Source organism: Tardiphaga sp. 839_C3_N1_4, assembly GCF_051811045.1.
Lineage (GTDB): Bacteria > Pseudomonadota > Alphaproteobacteria > Rhizobiales > Xanthobacteraceae > Tardiphaga.
The window spans coordinates 5,182,106-5,202,537 of the sequence record NZ_JBPWQD010000001.1 but is presented as its reverse complement, the minus strand read 5'-3'; the positions used below and the strand labels follow the sequence as shown (position 1 = coordinate 5,202,537).

Annotated in this window: 18 protein-coding genes; 6 read left to right on the top strand and 12 right to left on the bottom strand. The window is 60.4% G+C overall.

Features of this window, described 5'->3' with window-relative positions:
* Positions 1 to 28 precede the first annotated feature (28 nt).
* From AB8A38_RS24840 to AB8A38_RS24800, 9 genes are all read right to left on the bottom strand, one after another.
* Positions 29 to 394 carry a nuclear transport factor 2 family protein gene (locus tag AB8A38_RS24840; protein ID WP_439087782.1) on the bottom strand — a complete coding sequence of 122 codons (366 nt, stop codon included), beginning with the start codon at positions 392 to 394 and terminating at the stop codon, positions 29 to 31.
* A gap of 23 nt (positions 395 to 417) precedes the next feature.
* Positions 418 to 1,731 (bottom strand): aminotransferase class III-fold pyridoxal phosphate-dependent enzyme, encoded by a 1,314-nt coding sequence (locus AB8A38_RS24835; RefSeq protein WP_439087781.1) that lies wholly within the window; start codon positions 1,729 to 1,731, stop codon positions 418 to 420.
* Between the two features lie 31 nt (positions 1,732 to 1,762).
* A complete protein-coding gene (locus AB8A38_RS24830) occupies positions 1,763 to 3,334 on the bottom strand; it encodes a hydantoinase B/oxoprolinase family protein (RefSeq protein ID WP_439087780.1) in 1,572 nt (523 codons plus the stop codon).
* Entirely contained in the window at positions 3,331 to 5,331 is a 2,001-nt protein-coding gene (locus AB8A38_RS24825) for a hydantoinase/oxoprolinase family protein (RefSeq protein WP_439087779.1), read from the bottom strand. The genes AB8A38_RS24830 and AB8A38_RS24825 overlap by 4 nt, the downstream gene beginning before the upstream one ends.
* A gap of 142 nt (positions 5,332 to 5,473) precedes the next feature.
* Positions 5,474 to 7,084 (bottom strand): ABC transporter substrate-binding protein, encoded by a 1,611-nt coding sequence (locus tag AB8A38_RS24820; RefSeq protein WP_439087778.1) that lies wholly within the window; start codon positions 7,082 to 7,084, stop codon positions 5,474 to 5,476.
* A 343-nt stretch (positions 7,085 to 7,427) separates the two neighbouring features.
* Positions 7,428 to 8,903 (bottom strand): PLP-dependent aminotransferase family protein, encoded by a 1,476-nt coding sequence (locus tag AB8A38_RS24815; protein WP_439087777.1) that lies wholly within the window; start codon positions 8,901 to 8,903, stop codon positions 7,428 to 7,430.
* Between the two features lie 405 nt (positions 8,904 to 9,308).
* Complete coding sequence (locus tag AB8A38_RS24810) at positions 9,309 to 10,415, bottom strand: ABC-type transport auxiliary lipoprotein family protein (protein ID WP_439087776.1); 1,107 nt, start codon at positions 10,413 to 10,415, stop codon at positions 9,309 to 9,311.
* A 1-nt stretch (position 10,416) separates the two neighbouring features.
* On the bottom strand, positions 10,417 to 11,196 hold the full coding sequence (locus AB8A38_RS24805; protein ID WP_315843702.1) for an ABC transporter ATP-binding protein: 780 nt from the start codon (positions 11,194 to 11,196) through the stop codon (positions 10,417 to 10,419).
* Positions 11,197 to 11,198: 2 nt separating this feature from the next.
* Positions 11,199 to 12,332, bottom strand: coding sequence for an MlaE family ABC transporter permease (locus AB8A38_RS24800; RefSeq protein WP_315843703.1), 1,134 nt, complete (start codon positions 12,330 to 12,332; stop codon positions 11,199 to 11,201).
* Between AB8A38_RS24800 and AB8A38_RS24795 the strand changes: the two genes are divergently transcribed.
* The 6 genes from AB8A38_RS24795 to AB8A38_RS24770 all read left to right on the top strand — a co-directional run bounded on the left by AB8A38_RS24795 (position 12,313) and on the right by AB8A38_RS24770 (position 17,727).
* Positions 12,313 to 12,612: a hypothetical protein gene (locus tag AB8A38_RS24795; protein ID WP_439087775.1), complete on the top strand. Its 300-nt coding sequence runs from the start codon at positions 12,313 to 12,315 to the stop codon at positions 12,610 to 12,612. The genes AB8A38_RS24800 and AB8A38_RS24795 overlap by 20 nt on opposite strands.
* A gap of 156 nt (positions 12,613 to 12,768) precedes the next feature.
* Positions 12,769 to 13,167 carry a translational machinery protein gene (locus AB8A38_RS24790; protein WP_315843704.1) on the top strand — a complete coding sequence of 133 codons (399 nt, stop codon included), beginning with the start codon at positions 12,769 to 12,771 and terminating at the stop codon, positions 13,165 to 13,167.
* 76 nt (positions 13,168 to 13,243) lie between these two features.
* A complete protein-coding gene (locus tag AB8A38_RS24785) occupies positions 13,244 to 15,646 on the top strand; it encodes a phosphoketolase family protein (RefSeq protein WP_439087774.1) in 2,403 nt (800 codons plus the stop codon).
* 9 nt (positions 15,647 to 15,655) lie between these two features.
* On the top strand, positions 15,656 to 16,855 hold the full coding sequence (locus tag AB8A38_RS24780; RefSeq protein WP_439087773.1) for an acetate/propionate family kinase: 1,200 nt from the start codon (positions 15,656 to 15,658) through the stop codon (positions 16,853 to 16,855).
* 79 nt (positions 16,856 to 16,934) lie between these two features.
* Positions 16,935 to 17,159, top strand: a complete 225-nt coding sequence (locus tag AB8A38_RS24775) for a hypothetical protein (RefSeq protein ID WP_439087772.1) — start codon at positions 16,935 to 16,937, stop codon at positions 17,157 to 17,159.
* A gap of 25 nt (positions 17,160 to 17,184) precedes the next feature.
* Positions 17,185 to 17,727, top strand: a complete 543-nt coding sequence (locus AB8A38_RS24770) for a GNAT family N-acetyltransferase (RefSeq protein ID WP_439087771.1) — start codon at positions 17,185 to 17,187, stop codon at positions 17,725 to 17,727.
* 172 nt (positions 17,728 to 17,899) lie between these two features.
* Here the strand turns inward: AB8A38_RS24770 and AB8A38_RS24765 are convergent, their stop codons facing one another.
* From AB8A38_RS24765 to AB8A38_RS24755, 3 genes are read right to left on the bottom strand one after another with little or no spacing between them, the layout of a single operon-like run.
* Positions 17,900 to 18,643: an ABC transporter ATP-binding protein gene (locus AB8A38_RS24765; RefSeq protein WP_439087770.1), complete on the bottom strand. Its 744-nt coding sequence runs from the start codon at positions 18,641 to 18,643 to the stop codon at positions 17,900 to 17,902.
* Entirely contained in the window at positions 18,594 to 19,328 is a 735-nt protein-coding gene (locus AB8A38_RS24760; protein ID WP_315843709.1) for an ABC transporter ATP-binding protein, read from the bottom strand. Before AB8A38_RS24760 ends, AB8A38_RS24765 begins: the two co-directional genes overlap by 50 nt.
* 2 nt (positions 19,329 to 19,330) lie before the next feature.
* Positions 19,331 to 20,362 carry a branched-chain amino acid ABC transporter permease gene (locus tag AB8A38_RS24755; RefSeq protein ID WP_315843710.1) on the bottom strand — a complete coding sequence of 344 codons (1,032 nt, stop codon included), beginning with the start codon at positions 20,360 to 20,362 and terminating at the stop codon, positions 19,331 to 19,333.
* Positions 20,363 to 20,432: the final 70 nt, after the last annotated feature.

Below are 20,432 nucleotides of genomic sequence, written 5' to 3'. Positions count from 1 at the left end.
CTCCTGACAGGTACATTTCAGCAATTAATCAGGCGAAGAAGTGCCAGACCTTGGCAATGATCTGCCAGCGGCCACCGATCTTGATGAAGGAGAGTTCGTTGACGAAGCGCTTCGGCAGATACATGTCCTTGACGCGCGCATGGGCCGTCGTGGGCGATGCCACTGACACGCTGACGATCTCGTCCTCGCGCGGGTCGCCCCGCGACGCCGATGACGGCCGCGCGGCAACCATGCCCATATAGGTTTCGAGATCGAGATTGACGAGCGTGCCATCGGTTGCCGAGGATAGCCGCACCTGCGGGTGCAACACCCGACGGAAGCCAGCGACATCGCCGTGATAGAGCGCATCGAAATAGCCGGCGATGACGGCACGGACGTCCTGTTCGTCTTGCATCTTCAAGTCTCTGTTGTCGTGTGTCAGTTGAGGCCGCCGGAACGCATATGTTCCTCATCGGCAAGTTCGAGTCCGTGGTCGAGCGCTGCGAGCAGCCGCTCGGCATCCTGCTCGCTGATGATCAGCGGCGGCGCCAGGAACAGTGAGGTCTGCTCGCCTGATGTGCCGATCACGGCCCCGGCTTCCATGGCCCGTGCGGCGACCCGTGAGGCGATCGGATTTTCCATGGTGTCGGCAGTCCATGAACGCCAGTCGGGCCCGTGCAACTCGACGGTCCAGTGCAGGCCCTGGCCTGCAACGCGGCTGACGCTCGGATGGTTACGCGCGATTTCGAGCAGGCGCTTCGTGAAGAACACTTCCATGGCGCGCACGCGCGCCAGAATGTCCTCTTCCGTCACCACATTGAGATAGGCACTGATGGCGGCCATGCTGATCGGATGGCCACGCAGCGTGCCGTAGTTCTGCCAGCTCGATCCTTTGAGCTGCTCGACGATCTTCTTCGAGACCACCACTGCGGCCACCGCTGCAGCACCACCGCCGAGCGACTTGCCCATGGTGACGATATCCGGACGGCTCTTGGCGCCCTGGAACGCGAACCAGCGACCAGAGCGGCCGGCGCCGGTGACGACTTCGTCGGCGATCCAGATCGAATTTGCTTTCGCGGCGTGATCAGCGACTTCGTCCTGATAGTCGCCGTCGTAGTAATTGCCGCCCTGCGTGTAGTCGATGATGGTCGCCGCCGTATCCGCCAGAACAGCGCCGGCATCGGCGAGCACGTCCTTGACCGGCTGGTTGCTGAGCGGCGCGCCATAGATCGCCCCGTCAGGTGCAGGCAGGATCTTCACCGGCGCCATCGGGGCGGGCAGACGCGAACCGCCGGCCTGCACGGCGAGTCCACCATGCCAGTGCGGCTGCACGGTCATGCTGCGCGACAGACCGACAAGGCCGTGATAGGCGCGCTCGCGCGTCGCCAATGCCGTCTTCTGCGACAGGGCTTGGCACAACGATAGCGCCATGTCGTTGGCCTCGCTGCCGCTGATGCAGAAGCGTACCCCGCCGACCCAATCCTCTTCGCCCGCAAAGGCCGTGCCGATCAGATCGTCCGCAGCTTTCTCGCGGCCGATCCAGGTCCAGCCCTCATTCACCACCGGCGTATCCGCGGCTGCACGAATGGCTTCCACCATTTTAGGGTGGCGATGGCCAAGCCCGCCGCCGGTGTTGCTGCCGTCGATCAGGCGACGCCCATCCTGCAGATGGAAATAGACGCCTTCGCCGCCGACCACGGTCAGGGGGGCGCTGTCGCCGGCATTGAGGCCCGTCCGCAAAAGTCTGCTCATCGATTATCCTTCTTGTCCTTGCGGAGGTGCATCACGCGCGGCCATAGCCGCCGCCGCCGCACATCTCGATGGTGATGACATCGTCCCGTTGCAGCACGAGGTTCGACTTGCCCTCGACATCGATCACCTCACCACCGCGCGTGAGCGTGAGGCGTGCGGTCTTGCCGGGTGCGCCGCCCTTCAGGCCAAACGGGGGAATAATCTTGCGCTCGACACAACTGGTCAGATGCATGCTGGGGGCAAGGATGCGGTAGCTGCGCACGACACCGTCGCCGCCCGGATAGGCGCCTGCCCCGCCGGAGCCCCAGCGGATCGCCTGCTGCTCGACGCGAATATTGTAGTTGGCCTCGATGGCCTCGGCCGGCGTGTTGGAGGTGTTGGTCAGGTGCACGCGGGTCGCGGCGCAGCCGGCGCGGTTGTGTCGCGCGCCCTCGCCGCCGGCATGGACCTCGTACAGCATCTTCCAGGAGCCATCCTGCCGCGGCTCGGCGAAAGAGAGCATGCCGGACGTGGTGGCGCCGCCCGACGACAGCCGCTCCGGAATCACGTTTTGCATGGCCAGGAAGATCGCATCGACGATGCGCAGCGATGTCTCGTGATTGCCGGCCGCCACCGGCGCGGTGAGACCGGGTTCGAAGATCGAACCCGGTCGGGTGATGATAGTGAGCGGACGCAACGCGCCGCCATTCTGCTGCATATCGCGCCCGCTCATGATGCGTGCGCTATAGGCCACCGCGGATTTCGCGATGAAGGATGTCGTATTGCAGAAATTCGAGACCCGGTCGCAGCTGCCGGACAGATCGAACGTCGCTTCGTCGCCCTTGATCGTGATCTTCACATGGATGCGGGCCGGTTCATCGCCAGGGCCGCCGTCATCGAGGAAATCCTCGCCTTCATAGACGCCGTCAGGTAGCCCGAGAATGGCTTCGCGCATCTCGGCTTCGGAGAGATCGTGCAGCCGCGACAGCGCCGCCACGAACATTGCCTTGCCGTGCTGCTTGCACAATTCGACGATGCGCTTTTCGCCGGCCAGTGTGCAGGCAATCTGGCCGAGCAAATCGCCCTCGCAGGATTCGGGATCGCGGACATTGACCTTGAGGAACTGAACGATGGCATCGCTGACGCCCGCCGCGGTGGCGACCTTGATCGGCGGAATCCGCAGCGCTTCCTGAAAGGTGTCGATGGCCTTGGCGAGATAGCTGCCCGGCCATGTGCCGCCGATATCGGGCCAATGCGCCAGGCTGACGGCGAAGGCAACGATGTCACCCTCGAAGAACACCGGGCGAACCACCTTGACGTCGTTGAGGTGATTGCCGCCGAGTGCACCGAGATTATAGATCAGCACGTCGCCGTCGCTCATGGTCGCAGCCGGCACAACCTTCAACAATTCGCGGATCGTATAGGCCATGGCGCCAAGATGAACCGGGATGTCACGGCCCTGCCCGACCAGTTCGCCTTGCGCATCGGTAATCGCCGAGGACAGATCGCCGGCCTCGCGCAGCAGCGGCGATCGCGCCGAGCGCGTCATCACCAGGCTCATCTCTTCCGCTGCGGCCGACAGGCCATGGCGGATCACTTCGACGGCAAACGGGTCGAGCTTCATGATGCCACCTTCGCGAGATAGAGATTACCGTTGCTGTCCGGCGTCGCCTGCCATTGCGGCGGGAGGACTACCGTGGACCAGGCGTCTTCGATAATCGCCGGACCGGTGACGACATCGGTCATGGCACTGCGATCGATCACATTAGTCATGACATCCAGCGCGCCATCGAACGAGCAGCGGCGCTTGGGGGCCACCGCCGTGCGCAATACTGTTGTCGGGCGACTGACTTCGGTGGTCGAGGGCTGCCGCGCCTGCGCACGCACGGATTCGATCACGCAGCTTTCGTTGGTCGCGTAGCCAAACAACTCGCGATGCTTGACGAGAAAGTCCTGCCGAAGTCTATCGACATCGAGCGGCATCGTGAAAGGCACGGGGATCGCATCGGCCTGCGCGGCATAGCGCATCAGCGCGACCAGTTCGATCTGGATGGAGTCGCGCGGGATCGCATTGGCGAGCAAAGGCACAAGGGTCTGCTCGACCAGCGCTTCGATGCGCTGCGTGACCTTAGCGAGATCGATGCCATCCAGCGCAACGCGCAACGTCTGCTGCTGCAGGAAGCTGAAATCGGCGGTCAGGCATCCCAGCGCGGAGAAGGCGCTGGACGCGGCGGGCACCACGATCTCTGTGATCCCGTAGAGTTCGGCGAGACCCGCCGCATGCATCGGGCCGCCGCCGCCGAACGCCAGCAGCGTGCAGTCGCGGCCATCGATGCCGCGCTCCACCGTCACGCGGCGCAGTGCCCGCGCCATGGTGGCATTGGCGACGCGGATGATGCCGAGCGCGGTCTCGGTACGGCTCAGGCCAAGGCCCTGCGCGATCGGCTCGATGACGCGGGCTGCGGCATCGACGTCGATGCCGATACGGTCGCCGAGTTTGGTTTCGGGATTGAGATAGCCGAGCAGCGCATTGGCATCGGTGATGGTCGGCCTGGTGCCGCCACGGCCATAGCAGGCCGGGCCAGGCTCCGAGCCGGCACTTTCCGGCCCGACGGTCAGACCGCCTGCGCCGGCGCGTACGATAGAGCCACCGCCGGCGCCGATGGAATGCACCGCGAGCATCGGCTGACGCAGCGGGCGATCGCCAAGCATCTTGCCGTCGGCCATCTCCGCCTGACCATCGACGATCAGGCAGACGTCGGTCGTTGTGCCACCCATATCGAAAGTGAGCACGCGGGATTTCTTGAGCTGGCGCGCGATGCTGACCGAGGCCGCGACGCCGGCGGCCGGGCCGGACATCGCCATCACCAGCGGGCGGCGCTTGACGGCCGAGATCGGGATCATCGCGCCGGCTGAATGAAACACCTGCAGGCCCGGACCGATGGGCAGACGTTCTTCAAGCTCGCTCAGATATTCCACCGCAATCGGCATTGCCGCTGCATTGAACGCCGTCGATGACGTGCGCTCATATTCGCGCGCTTCGGGATTGATCTCATGCGACAGCGAGACATGCGGCACAATGGCCTTCAACCGCTCGGCTAGAATCTGTTCATGGACGGGATTGGCATAGGCATGCAGCAGCGAGACGGCGACGCTTTCCACGCCGGTCTCCTTCAGCCAGGCGATCAGGCGCTTGATTTCGGCTTCGGCCAGTGGCCTCAGCACGTGGCCCTCGTGATCAAGGCGCTCATCGAGCGCGAAGCACAGCTCACGCGGCACCAGCGCCTTGGCCTTTGGCGCGATATCCAGACGATAGAGATCGCGGCGACGATAGCGCGCGATCTCTAGAACGTCCTCGAACCCCTTCGTCGCGATCAGCGCGATCTTCGGCAGGCGCTCCTCGACAATCGCATTGGTGATCCGGGTGGTGCCGTGAATGAAGCGCTTCACGTCGCTCTTGCGCAGACCAACAGCCTCGATGGCTTCGAGCATCGCCTGCACCGGCGCATGCGGGCGCGACGGCACCTTGGCGATCCGCGTCTCTGACGTGTCGCGCCGGATGGCGATGATATCGGTGAAGGTGCCACCGATGTCGGTTCCGATTTCCCAGATATTCGTCACGCGCGTTGGTCTCGCTTTCGTTCACACACTCCGTCATGGCCGGGCCTGTCCCGGCCATCCACGTCTTGGCGGCAAGGAAGGAAGGCGTGGATCCCCGGGGTAAGCCCGGCGTTGATTTTGCAGAATGCGTGCATGCGGCCTCTTACTTCCGCGCGAGATCGCGGAAGTCGACCTGGCGGTGAAACCAGTAGGTGTAGCCATCGAGTTGCGGGATCATCACGGCGTCCTGGTTAGCCTGCCACAAGAGCACCAGCGGAACTTCCTTGATGTATTCCGCAATCATCTGCTTGCCCATCTCGTCATACTTGGCCTGATCCTGCTCGAACCGAGCCTGATTGGCCAGTTTCACCACCAGCTCGTCATTCCAGGAGCTGTAATTCCAGCGCTGGTTACCGGTGAAGAAATTGCGGAAGAAGTAATCGGTGGTCGGCAGCCACGCGGTGGAACCTTCGGTGAAGAACGGAAGCTTCTTCTCGGTGATCTGCGTCGACATCTGCGAGTCCGGCAGCTTCTGCACGTCGACCTCGATACTGAGCTTCGCCAGCGCTTCCTTCAGCAGCGCCGCCATCGGCTCGGTGACAGCGGCGGAGCCGACATTGATGCTGAAAGTGGTCTTGAAGCCCTTCTCGAAACCGGCTTCAGCCAGAAGCTGCTTGGCCTTGGCCATATCGGTCTTCGCCGGCATCGGCTGCGGGAAGTCGCCATTCGGCGGCGACGTCCACGATGCACCGAACAGCGGAAAGCCACGTTTGAAGATTGCTGCGCTGAACATGTCGTTATAAGGCAGCGCCATGGCGATGGCCTGACGGACCTTGAGATTGTCGAACGGCGCCATCTGCGTGTTGAAGGCAATCATGGTGAAGCCGTTGGTCTGCGGTGACGACTCCACCTTGACCTTGCCGCGCTGCTGCAGCGACGGTACGTCGCTGGCCTGCAGATCGATGGCGATGTCGGCATCGCCCTTCTCGATCAAATTGGCTCGCGTGGCGGGATCGCCGATGGTCTGTTCGATGACGCGCTTGAAGTAAGGCAGCTTGTCGTCACGGCCGCTCTTCCAGTTCTCATTGCGCTTCAGGATCAACTGCTCGCCTGGCTTGAACATTTCGACCGTATACGCGCCTGAGCCGGCGGTATTGGTCTTCAGCCATTCCTGCGCCCAGGGATCCTCGGCGGTCGCATGCTGTTTGGCGAGCTTGCTGTTGAAGATCGGCGCCAGCGGCGTGGCGAGATTGGCCAGCGCCAGACGATCCGCTTTGGGGAGCGTGACAGTGATCGTGCGCTCGTCGACAACGGCGAACTGCTCGGCCTTGGTCAGCGATCCCGTGCCCATTTGCCCTGCGGCAATGGATTTGGCCGTGACGGCACGATCGAGCGACCATTTCACGTCTTCTGCGGTGACGGGCGTGCCATCGTGCCACTTGGTATCGCGCAGCTTGAAGGTGATCTTCAGCCCGTCCGGGCTGACCTCATAGCTCTCGGCCAGTTCGCCGCGGATCTTGCTGCGGTCGAATACCCAGACGCCGTTTTCGTCGCGCTTGCGGTCGAAGGCCACAAGGCGGTCATAGATGCTGGTCGAAACGCCAAAGGCCTCACGTGTCGCACCCGGCGTGGTGGGGTCCAGCGTCGGGATATTGTTGCCGGTCACCTGGCGCAGGGTCTCGGCCCGCGTCTGCGCCTGTGCCGCTGCTGGCATGAGCGCCATCAGCAGCACGCTGCCCGTCAATCTCAACAAACGCCCGCGATCAGCCATCATCTGCCACCGTCCCCTGTCGAACCTCGTTCTGCAAAATCTTGGCGCATCGTGCGCATCCGGATAGAGCCAGACTCGCTGGAAACGACTAGGCCAGATTGACGGACGCAGGGTAACGCGCGAGCGAGGCGCCAAGGTGCTTTGTTACAGTGCAAGCGCTGCACGCAAATGCAGCAACGATCCCATCGACGTGCTTATCCGCTCAGATGCAGGATGTGCGGCAGTTGTCGCGCCGTCGATGGCTCGACGAGATCGCGCCTACGCGGCGGCAAGGGAGCTACCCGCCGAAGATTGAGCAATTTGCAGGCGCGTGGCCACTGCCGGGAAACGCATATGGCGGATCGGATTATTTTTTTGCTGCAGATGGCTCCACACCGAGAAGCTGCGCCATTTTCGCGATCAGGCGCGGCGCATCGGTGGGCTTGAGGCGGCCATAGCCCAATACGAGGCCGGCATAGATCGGCGTCTCCAGATGATTCTGCGATAGCGGCTGCACGTGGAGACCCCCTTGCTTCAACAGCCGTGCCGCCTCCACATCGCTCATCCGCGCCTTCAGGCGCTCGGTGAACAGAGCGACGAGATGAAGACCGGTTGCACAGGGAGCGACGGTGAGATCATCAGGCAAATACTGACGGATCGCATCCATCAGGGCCTTCTGCCGTTCCGCATAGACTTTTCGCATCCGGCGGAGATGGCGCAGCAGATGGCCCTCGCGCATGAATTCGGCGAGCGCGCGCTGGCCGATGCCGGAACTGTGCACGTCGATGCGCGCGCGGCCTTTCGTGAAGATCTCGACGAAGCGCTCCGGCGCGACGATGTAGCCCAGGCGCAAGCTCGGCATCATGATCTTGGAGAAGGTGCCGAGATAGATCACGCGCTGCTCGCGGTCGAGCGACTTCAGCGAGGCGATCATGCTGTCCTGATGCCGGAACTCGGAATTGTAGTCGTCCTCGACAATCCAGACGTCGTTGCGATTGGCCCAGTCAAGCAATTCCAGCCTCCGCTCCAACCCCATGCTGACGCCGAGCGGATATTGATGCGACGGCGTCACCACGATCAGCTTCGCATTCGGCGCTCGGCGAATGCCCTCGGTGACGCATAGCCCCTTGTCGTCCACCGGTATCGGCACCAATTTACCGCCGGCCGCCGTCAGCGACCACTGCGCCTCGACGAAGCCCGGCTCCTCCACCCAAACTTCGTCGCCATGATCGAGGATCATGCGGCTGCACAGGTCGAGCGCGCTGGAAGTGCCCGAGGTAACGACGATCTGCTCAGGCGTGCAGACGAGACCACGTACCGCGCCAAGGAAGTCCGCGATCTCGCGCCGAAGCTCCGGAAGCCCGGCGGGGGACAAATCGAGGCATTCCTCCTTGTCGGGTTGCAGCGACGTCTGGCGCAGCAACCGAGCCCAATCGCCGAACGGAAAGGTCGAGATATCGGGCGCACCAGGACTGAAATCGGACGCCCAATTGGTTTCGTAGGTGAAGCCAATCAGCGACTGCCAGCGCTGAGAGATGGGACCGGCGATGCGCGAGATATCCGCAGACGCGCCCGCCGGCGATGCCGCATTGCGGCTGACTACGGCGACCGAGACACCGCCGCGCGGCATCGATTCCAGATAGCCTTCGGCGTAGAGGATGTCCCAGGCGCTCAGCACCACCATGCGCGAGCAACCGAGTTCGCGCGCAATCTCCCGCGAACCGAGAAACTGGGTGCCCGCCGGCAGCGTCCCGTGCAGAATCCCGTCGCGCATCTGCGCCGCAATTTGCTGGGGCAATGCCACTGACGAAGCCCGGTCGAGACGGATGCCCGCCAGTGACATCCGCCTCCTCTGGCCAGTGGAATTCTGCATGCGAAACGGGGCCCGGACAAACGATCGAGATTAATTTGACCGAACAAGTAGCAGCACGGAAGGCTGGACGTCCACATCGCACCGTACAGTCCAAATGGCCGAGCTTGCCAGGCGCCCTGCACACGGTTTGAGATCGGAGCTAAGACGCTTCCAGCGCGCTAAAATCTCGATCGCAATACCGGCCCTCGCAATACGCGAAATCCGGAGCTCTGCCTCAAGTCTTCGAAGAGATCTGGAGCCTGGAGGAATCGGGCGTATCAGCGATCTGCAATCACGGCCTGCACCAACGGCACCCCTCCACAAAGGGCTCGGATTTACGAATGAAGGTCCGCTTTGCGCCAAAAGCGAACAACCCAACCATTGCTGATTCCGAAGTCAGAAACTCTGGGTAGTCCAAGAGACGAGCTCTTTGGCAAGGTTTGAGAAAGCAGAGTCGAAAGCCCGAACGGTTCCTGGTGCATCCAGCTGTTCAATCCTCTGGCTCTGGTGAAATATCCGTGAAGCGATGACCTTTCCATCCTTATCCAGAATCTTTGTAGACAACTCAATTTCTGCCGCAGGCGTTTCATCAGGCCCAACGTCAAATCGTCTGACATCGATCAAAAGCTGATAATCGGGCTGAACGCCGTCCAGCGGTCGCGTGGGTGCATGTGTTACGTCGTAGTTTTCGAAACTCTCCAAGATCTTCGCCTGGACGAGCTTGGGAATGCTGTCTGCCCACTGCGCGTCGGGGAAAGCCGCCATGTCCTTGGGCTGCGAAAACAAGAATCGTTGCGTCTGCAAAAGGACGACAGCTGTTGGCTCGGGTATCGCGAACTGCCCCTTAAGTATTTTGGTTGATGCCGGGAAATCAACAGCAGCGCGAAGATTATAGGTCGCCTTAGATACCGGAGAAGCGCCGCCGCCCGTCATTCGTTCCAGACCGCTGACAATTCCGTCGAGCTTTCCGGTGTTGCGAGCGAGTCCTTCTGAGAACACTTGAAGATTGGCAATCGCGCTCTTCAGCGGCGCCGCGTTCTCCGCCAGAACGCCGTCGACCCGCCCAAGGGCATCGCGTGCCGCTTGTGTCATACTGCGGCCAGCGCCGGGTTCGGCTACCAGCATCGTCACGGGAGCGGAATTCGTCAACAATTTACCTCCCTCCAATGCGATTACCGGCACCCCCGTCAGTCCCTGGAAGTCCAATCCCACCTTTGTGTCACTGCGAACGGGAGTGGTGTTCACAACCGAGATGCTTGCATTGACGCGACTGGGGCTATCGGCCGCCAAATCGAGACGCGTCACCTCCCCTACGCGAATGCCGTTAAAGAGTACCGCGGCACCCACCAGCAGACCCGGCACAGAGCCGTCGAATTGGATTTGATAGGCCGTCCGCGGACCTGAATTTCCGGTGCTATGCAGCCAGAATATAAAGCCGAACACCGCAGCGATAGCTGCGAGAACGAATGCGCCGACGATGACGAAAGGAGCGCGCGTTTCCATATCAGATCGCCTTTGGTTGGAGCATGAGGGAGCGCTTGCCATGGAAATAAGCCTTAACCCATGGATGCTCGGATCGAAGCAGCTCGCTCATCGGTCCGATCGTGACGATTTTTCCATCAGCCAGGGCCGCAACGCGATCACAAACGGTGTTCAGACTGGCGAGATCGTGCGTGACCATGAAGACCGTCAGTCCCAGGGTCTTCTGCAACGTCTTGATCAGCGTGTCGAAATCGCCAGCTGCGATAGGATCAAGGCCGGAAGTCGGTTCATCGAGAAAGACAATGGCCGGATCCAGCGCCAATGCGCGTGCAAGCGCGACTCGCTTTGTCATGCCGCCGGAAAGCTCCGACGGAAACTTGGCACCGTCTTCCGGCGCGAGACCCACCATTTCCAGCTTGGCATTCGCAATCTCGGCCATGAGTTCGTCCGAGAGCGTTGCATTTTCACGAAGCGGAAACTCAACGTTCTGCAATGCCGTGAGTGACGAAAACAGCGCCCCCTGCTGAAACAGCACTCCCCATTTTGCAGCGACACCCTTTGCCCGGCGCGCGGGCGTCAGACCGATATCGCTCCCCATCACCTCGATCTTTCCGCTTTGCCGCTCAATCAAACCAATCACAGTCCGCATCAGCACGGACTTCCCGCCACCGGAGGCACCGACCAGCCCCAGGATTTCGCCCCGTCGAACATCGAGTGAAAGATGATCGATGACGATATGGCGGCCGAAACCGACAACTAGGTCCTCAACATGAATGGCAAGATGTGTACCTGTCTCCTGCATCGCTACATTCCTATCGATGCGAAAAACACGGCGAATAGTCCGTCGAGAACGATGACGAGGAAGATCGATTTCACGACAGATGTCGTTGTTTGTTTGCCTAGGGATTCAGCGCTACCTTTCACGCGAAGCCCCTCGCTACACGCGACGATCCCGATCACCAGCGCCATGAATGGCGCTTTGATGATACCCACTTCGAAATGCGTCACCGAAATCGCCTCATGTAACCGGGCTATGAATGTTACCGGCGACATTCCCCCATAAAACCATGCGACGAGGCCTCCCCCGTAAAGCGCCGCGACCGCCCCTACGAAGGCTAGGATCGGTAACGCGACGATCAACGCGACGACGCGAGGCAGGATCAGCACATCGACCGGATCAAGACCCATCGTCGATAGGGCATCAATCTCCTCGCGCATCTTCATGGAGCCCAGTTCAGCGGTGTAGGCGCTTCCGGATCTTCCGGCGACCATGATTGCAACGATCAGAACCCCCAGTTCACGCAACACCAGGATCCCGACCATATCGACCACATAGGCCTCCGCGCCGAACTTGCGGAAGTGGAATATGCCTTGCTGCGCGATAATGGCGCCGATCAAAAATGTAATCAGCACCACGATCGGAAGCGCCTGCCAGCCGACCCGATAGATCTGGTAAACCAGTGATGTCAGCCGAAACGATCTCGGGCGGCGAAGCACACCGACAGCGGCCAGGCAAATCGCGCCGAGCATTTGAAGGAAAGCCGACAGATCCAGAATTGCAGCCAGCGCCGCCCGACCCAGCATTTCCAATCTGCCGGCGATGGACTTACGCTCGGTGAGACCCGGATTACGTCGTCGATTGACCTGTCTCAATTCTTCGATCAGATCGATATAGTCTTCTGCAGCACCAACAATGTGCGCACGTTGTCCGCCGCCGGCCAAATGTCGCGATATTCGCTCGATAAGCCAAGCGCCCAACGTGTCGAGCTCGCGGACGCCGGACATGTTCACGGTTACCGACCGTGCCCGCGCGAGCTGAGGCGCAATGCTGGCAGATAGTTGCTCCAGAGTTGCCGCATTGACGACGGTCCAACTTCCTGTTGGGCACAGTTCCAGCGCATCGCCATTGGCCCTGGCAATGAGCAAAGGTGTATTCATCACGACGATCTCCTGCGCTGATGCCAAAGAGGCCAATGGAGGCGCCATCGAGCGTCGTCAGCCAGACGACGCGCGGGTTCAAGCGGATGCCACATGTGGGGTGACACGGATTCACCTCAAATCATACAACGAAGTTCCTTCCGCTGATTGCTGGAGCGAGCGTTATCGTCGGCCTGAAACTTATATTCGGAACTTCCGCCGCTCTGGCGGTTTGGATCTATCGAAATCGATCATCGATGCGTGTTCGTGGTCTTCTTTAATTAAAACGTTTCTGACGTGACAGCTGTTTGACGTATGTCAAATGGCCACTCGCCGTTTGCCGTACTGTTCTGCGACGATATTCCGCAACAACAAGCATGCACCTCGCTTCTGCAGAAGATAACACCGCCGCAAGAGCAAGTTAGACGCGAGCGAAAATCGCAAACAAGGAAACAAGATGCATCATTTTCATGCGGTCGTTTGGATCGACCATCGCGAAGCGAAGATATTCCATGTCGGCCTCACCGGGACAGATCAACTCGATCTCCATCCGACATTCGAGACACGCCACATTCATCACAAGGCCAACGAAATTGGAAGCGGTCACGTCCACGAAGACAAGGGACTGATGAAAGACGTGGCGGACGCGGTGAGTGATGCCGGTGAGATTCTGATCATTGGTCCGGCGCAGGCGAAAACCGAACTGGCGACCTATCTGCGAGAGCACACGCACATCGGCAGCCGCATTGTCGGCGTCGAGGCCGCTGACCATCCGACCGATGGTCAAATCGTCGCTTACGCCAAGAAACACTTCAAGATCGGTATATTGCACGGCGACGCGCCCGCAAGCCGCTGAAATTTACGACAAAGCGATTGCGAATATTGGCGGCAGATATTTGCCGCCGTGCAGCGGCTGGATCAAGGTGCAGCATATGCCACGCTATGGAGAGGCCTTCCTCAGCACCGACGAGGTGCAATTGATTGATCGCTATTGGCGCGCCGCAAATTGCCTGTCGGTGGGTCAGATATATCTGCTCGACAACGCCCTGCTGCGAGAGCCGTTGCGCAAGGACCACATCAAGCCCCGCTTGCTCGGCCATTGGGGAACCACGCCTGGGCTAAACTTCATCTACGCGCATCTGAATCGCATTATTCGCGCCCACGACCTCGACATGATCTATATCTGCGGCCCCGGCCATGGCGGCCCGGGCATGGTCGCAAATACATATCTGGAAGGCACCTATAGCGAGGTCTATCCGGACATTACCCAGGACGAAGAAGGACTGCAGAAACTGTTTCGACAGTTCTCGTTTCCGGGAGGCATTCCTAGTCATGCGGCTCCGGAAACTCCCGGTTCTATCCATGAGGGCGGCGAACTCGGCTATGCGCTAGTGCACGCCTACGGCGCGGCCTTCGACAATCCCGACCTTATTGTCACCTGTGTCGTCGGAGACGGCGAAGCGGAGACCGGCCCCCTCGCCGCGTCATGGCACTCCAACAAGTTCTTGAGCCCGAAGCATGACGGCGCGGTACTGCCCATTCTTCATCTCAACGGTTACAAAATTGCCAGTCCCACCGTGATGGGGCGGATGAGCGACGACGAAATACGCCATCTGTTTCATGGCTACGGCCATGAACCAATGTTCGTCGAGGGCAGCGATCCCGCCATGATGCACCCGCTGATGGCACATACGCTCGAGCGCGCGATTGACAGGATTCGTTCGATCCAGGCTTCGGCCCGTGACGGTCGCGCAACGGTGGATCGGCCGAAATGGCCGATGATCGTCATGCGCAGTCCAAAGGGCTGGACCGGACCCAAGGAAGTTGACGGCTTGAAGGTGGAGGGTTTTTGGCGCGCTCACCAGGTGCCGATTGCCAACCCGCGCGGCAATCCTGAACATCTCAGTCTGCTCGAAGAATGGATGCGCAGCTACCGGATCGACGATCTGTTCGATAAAGCTGGCCGGCTGCTACCTGAGTTGCAGGCCCTGGCGCCGCAGGGTCGCCGGCGCATGGGAGCGAATCCCCATGCCAACGGTGGTTTGCTAAAGCGCGAGCTAAAGCTGCCTGACTTCCGCGCCTATGCCATCGATGTTCCCCATCCCGGCGGAACAGAAGGCGAAGCAACGCGCGTGATGGGGCAGTTCCTGCGCGACGTCATCAAGCTGAACGCCGATGCGCGCAACTTCCGCATCATGGGTCCAGATGAAACAGCGTCGAACCGGCTAGACGCCGTATTTGACGTGACCGAGCGCGTCTGGATGGAGGGCGTCGAACCGTACGATGTCCATCTCGCCCAGGACGGCCGGGTGATGGAAGTGCTTAGCGAGCATCTATGTCAGGGCTGGCTGGAAGGCTATCTGCTGACCGGACGCCACGGGCTGATGTCCTGCTATGAGGCATTCATCCACATCGTCGATTCAATGTTCAATCAGCATGCCAAATGGCTGAAAGTGTCCCGGGCGCTGCCCTGGCGACGCCCCGTTGCCTCTCTCAATTATCTCCTTACATCCCATGTCTGGCGTCAGGACCACAACGGCTTCAGTCATCAGGATCCGGGCTTTGTCGACCTGGTTGCTAACAAGAAGGCCGACATCGTCCGGATCTACTTCCCGCCGGACGCCAACACACTGCTCTGGATCACTGATCACGTGCTTCGGACGTATGACCGCATCAACGTCATCGTTGCCGGCAAGCAACCCTCGCCGCAATGGCTCGGCATTGAGGAAGCTGCGACCCATTGCGACGCTGGGATCGGTATCTGGCCTTGGGCTGGCACCGAAGACACGGGCAGCGAACCAGACGTCGTGATGGCCTGTTGTGGCGACGTGCCTACCCTCGAAACCATGGCCGCGGTCGACCTTCTTCGGCAAGCCCTACCCGACCTGAAGATCCGCGTCGTCAACGTCGTCGATTTGATGACGCTGCAACCCAAGACGCAGCACCCGCACGGACTGGATGACCGCGACTTTGATGGCATGTTCACCCGGGACAAGCCGGTGATCTTCGCCTTTCACGGTTATCCCAACCTTATCCACCGCTTGACCTACAGCCGCGCCAACCGTGACGGCATGCATGTACATGGCTTCGAGGAGGAAGGGACGACGACTACGCCGTTCGACATGGTGGTACTGAACCGGCTCGACCGCTTCCATCTCGCCATCGACGTCATCGAACGCGTTCCTCGCCTCGGCATCACAGCAGCGGCGATCAAGCAGCAGCTTCGCGACAAGCTGCTTGAACACACAACTTATGTGCGCGCCCATGGCGAAGACATGCCGCAGATTCGCGATTGGAGCTGGCCAGACCGCTTGACCAAGCACACGGCCGACTGAGGACAAACAATGCCAGATGCCGTCCTTGTCGTGAACTCCGGCTCTTCAAGCATCAAGCTTGCGCTATTCGACATCGCATCGGATAGGGAGCCGAGATTGCTCTGCCGCGGGAGTCTGGACGAACATGATGCCGAACCGCGCCTGACGATCAAAGAGACCGACGGTGCCGTTCTCTATGATCAGCATCGCAAAGTTGCAGACGGACACGGAGAAGAACTGCTGCTCGATGCTTTAAACTGGGTCGATGGCTATCTTGCCAGTGATGATCTGATTGCAGTTGGTCATCGCGTGGTCCATGGCGGACTGGCCTTCGCAGCGCCGGTCCGATTGACGGGATCGATCGTCAATAAGCTTGCCAAGCTGACACCGATGGCGCCGGTGCATCAGCCACGCTGTCTATCGCCGATACGTGCCATCATGACCGAACGCCCGGAACTGCCCCAAATTGCCTGCTTCGACACGGCGTTCCACCACTCACTTCCCGCGTCCGCCACCCGCTTTGCCATTCCACGCCAGCTCCACGACACCGGCATCCGCCGCTATGGATTTCATGGACTGTCGTTCGAGTTCATTGCCGGACGACTCCAGGAACTCTCACCATCTGCCGCCGAAAAACGGTGCGTTATTGCGCATCTGGGCAGCGGCGCCAGCCTATGCGCCATGCGTGGCGGCGCCAGTATCGACACCACAATGGGCTTTACCCCACTTGACGGCCTCGTGATGGCCACCCGCTGCGGCGCCATTGATCCTGGCGTACTCCTCTATCTGCAGCAAGAGCTCGGAATGTCGGCAACCGACCTCGAAAATCTGCTCTATCGAGAATCCGGGCTGCTTGGAGTGTCGGGACTATCAGGCGACATGCGAGCACTGCTCGCCAGTAAAGACCCGCATGCCTCCGAAGCCATCGATCTGTTCGTGACGTCCATCGCCAGAGAGTCGGCGATGATGGTCAACAGTCTCCATGGTCTGGATTGTCTGATCTTTACCGGCGGGGTTGGCGAGCACGCACAGGAAATTCGCCGGCGCGTTTGCGAGCGGGTGAGCTGGTTAGGTCTCACCCTCGATACAGACGCAAACGATGCAGGATCCGCGTGCATCAGCACTTGGGATAGCAGTGTTGAAATCCGGATCATTCCGACGAACGAGGAGTTGGTCATCGCGCGTTATTGCGTAAGGAACCTAGCTGATAGCATCTCTGATCCAGCCTAGGAGATCTACCGTCTGCTTCAAACTACCGAGAGACATTCGACGGGCTACCCGTCTGTACCATGTAACCAACGAGGTCCTCATGATAAATCTTGAAACATACGCACATGGCATCAGGGAGGCTCTGGACGAATGCCACGAGCACATGTCGCCTATGGAAGCTGGCGAACTGCAGATCGGCAAGCGTGCCAACGGTGCCGATTGGCAGGACATAACGACCGAGACGATCGATTGGCACCAGAAGATGATCACCACTTACGAAGGTATTCTGAAGGTGCTCTCTGCCAAGCTGCAGGGCGGTTTTTAATGTAGGATCAGGCCACGAGACACACATGAACGCGGTCGGTGGATCAACTCGTCCTTACCCGGTCGAATGGGAGCGACATCTCGTTCTCAATTCTGACTGGAGAATTTTTACGCGGCCGATCACGGCGGCGGATGAACCTCTAGTTCTGACGCTTCTCTCCCGCGTTAATAAGGGCGATCTCAGGCTTCGCTTCTTCGGTGCCATCAAGGAATTCTCCCACCCGTTTCTCGTAAGCTTGACGCAGATTGATTACGCTAGGGCCATGGCGTTCATCGCGTTCGATGAGGCGAGCCAGGAGCCGCTTGGCGTCGTCAGGATGCATCGTAAAGATGACGGCGTTTCCGGTGAATATGCCATCCTCCTTCAATCGGACCTCAAAGGCAGAGGGCTCGGTTGGGCTTTGATGCAGTTGATTATTGAGTATTCCCGCTCCGAAGGGCTTGAACAGATCGTTGGCCAAATCATGCGCGAAAACACGATCATGCTTCAAATGTGCAGAGAGCTGGGTTTCGAAGTCATGGCAGACACAGAAGATCACGGAATTTATGATGTCACTTTAAACCTCTGAATAAATGTACCGCCTGGGATCCAGCATTCCGAAAGGCGACCTCGAACACTCAGTAAGGCCGGACTTCCGGATCAGAAGCGTTCTATGACGATGTCCGCTTTGCGCCAAAAGCGGACACTATTCACCCTGAAGCGAGGGCTGCAAAGGCGTGCACCAACGATCTCGCTTGGCTCTAAGGCGCCAAATACTGCAACAATCTCGGATCGTCACGAATCTCGCCGGCCGAACCTGTCAGCGCAACCCGGCCGCGATCCAGCACGTAAGCGCGGCTCGCGACCCGAAGCGCGAGATCGAGATGCTGCTCGACGATGACGACGGCAATGTCCTTCGCCAGCAGGATCAGGCGCTCGGTGATTTCCTCGATGACACCGATCCAGACGCCCTCAGTCGGCTCATCCAGCAGCAAGATCTTGGGATCGGACAGCATGGCGCGCCCGATCGCCAGCATCTTGCGCTCACCGCCGGACAGCGTGCCGGCAAACTGATCAAGCCGCTGGCCGAGCTTCGGGAAGATCTCCAGCACGCGGTTGACTGCCCCACTGTCGCGATTGGTCAGCGCGCCGACGGCGAGATTGTCCCGCACCGAGAGTTTGGCGAACACCGAATGTTCCTGCGGGACATAGCCGACGCCGCGGCGAATGCGCTGCTCGGTCGGCAGTTTGCCGACATCGCGGCCATCGAGGCTCACCGCACCGCCGAGCACCGGCAACTCGCCGACAATAGCCTTCATCAGCGTGGTCTTGCCGGCGCCGTTGCGCCCGAGAATGGCGACGCCGCCGCGCCACGGCACGCTGAGCGTGACGCCGAACAGCACCTGGCTGCGGCCGTAACCGGCATCCAGCGACTGGATATCGAGGAATTTATCGTCAGGCACGGCGGAGATAGACCTCCTGGACCCTCGGGCACGACTGCACATGCTGCACCGAGCCGGTCTGCAGGATCTGGCCCTGATCCAGTACCGTGAGGCGGTCGCAGATATCGCGGATGAAATCGAGATCGTGCTCGACGATGACGAGCGAACAGCGCGCCTTGATCGGCTGCAGCAATTCGCCGGTGACGCGGCGTTCTTCCAGGCTCATGCCGCCGGTCGGCTCATCGAGCAGCAGGAGCTTCGGCTCGGGCGCCAGCGCCATGGCGATCTCAAGCCATTGCTGCTGCCCGTGCGACAGCGCGGATGCCGGCTCGTGGGCGCGATCGACGAGACGAAACTGTTCGAGCATCGCCATGACCTTGTCATGCAGCACGCCGCGGGTGCGCGACAGCGCCAGGTTGAGCAGCGATGTCTGTGCCTGCAGCGCCAGCAGGATGTTGTCGTAGAGCGTCAGCGCCGGCAGCACGCTGGTAATCTGGAATTTCAGGCTCATGCCGGCACGGGCGCGCTCAGCTGGCGAAGCCTGCGTGATATCGTGACCGCCGAAAGTGACCGTGCCTTGCGTCGGTGTCTCGGCGCCGGCGATACATTTCATCAACGTGCTCTTGCCGGAGCCGTTGGGTCCAATCAGGCCATGGAATTCATTGGCAGCGATGGTGAGATCGGCACCGTTCAGCGCCGTGAGCTTGCCGAAGATCTTGATGAGGCCTTTTGCTTCGAGAAGCGCCATGACTATCGCTTCCCCGGCCGGCCGAAGCTGCCGACGCGCTCGCGCTCTGACAACAACAGACTGACCAGTCCTGCGGGCCGGAACAGGATGACCAGCAGCAGCAATACGCCGAGGATGATCGGCCAGATGTCCTGATAACTGTTCGACAGCCAGAAGCTGACGGCCTCGATGACGACCGTGCCGATCACGGCGCCGATCAGCGTGCCGGAACCGCCGAACAACACATAGAGCACCACCTGGGTGGAAATCACGACGCCCAGCATGTTCGGCCAGACGAAGCCTTCGTGAAACGCATAGAGACTGCCGGCGAGCCCAGCGATAGCCCCGCTCAGCGAGAAGATGATCGCCTTGAGGTGCTGCACCTTGTAGCCGAAGAAGGCGATGCGCTGTTCGTTCTCGCGCAGGCCGGCCAGCGCGAGGCCGAATTGCGAGCGCATTAAAAAACGACAGAGCAGATAGACTACGATCAGGAAGCCGATGGCCATGTAGTAATAGGAAGGCCCCTCTGTGAACTCATAGCTGCCGATTGTCATCGGCGGGATCGAGGGAATGCCGTTCTGACCGCCGAGATAATACCAGCCCCGCGCCAGACGATCGCAGGCATAGGAGCCGGTTAGCGTGCCCAGCGCCACGAAGATGACGCTGGCGGGATGGCGACCAAGCAGCAGAAAGCCGCCGAGCAGCAGCGCGAAGGCGAAGCCGATCAGAAGACCAGCGGGCAGCACGAGAAGGATGGACGTAATGCCGAGATCGCGCGCCAGTAGCGCCACGCCATAGCCGGCCGAGCCGAAAAACACGGCCTGGCCGAAACTCATGATGCCGGCATAGCCCCAGACCAGGTCGAATGACAGCGCGAACAGGCAGAGGATCAGCACGCGCGTGGCATAGACGGTGAGATAGTCCTGCAGCACCAGCGGCAGCAGCAAGCCAATGACCAGCACCGCAATTTCGATCATCGGCAGCACGCGCCATTGGCGCGATGCGCTGATGCCTCGCGTCAGAGATACGGCAGAGAGTGGCGTCGTCTCGGTCATTAGGTCGCCGGCATGAGAGAAAGAGAAGCGGGAGTGATATCGGTCACTCCCGCGAGGTTCGGATTATCGG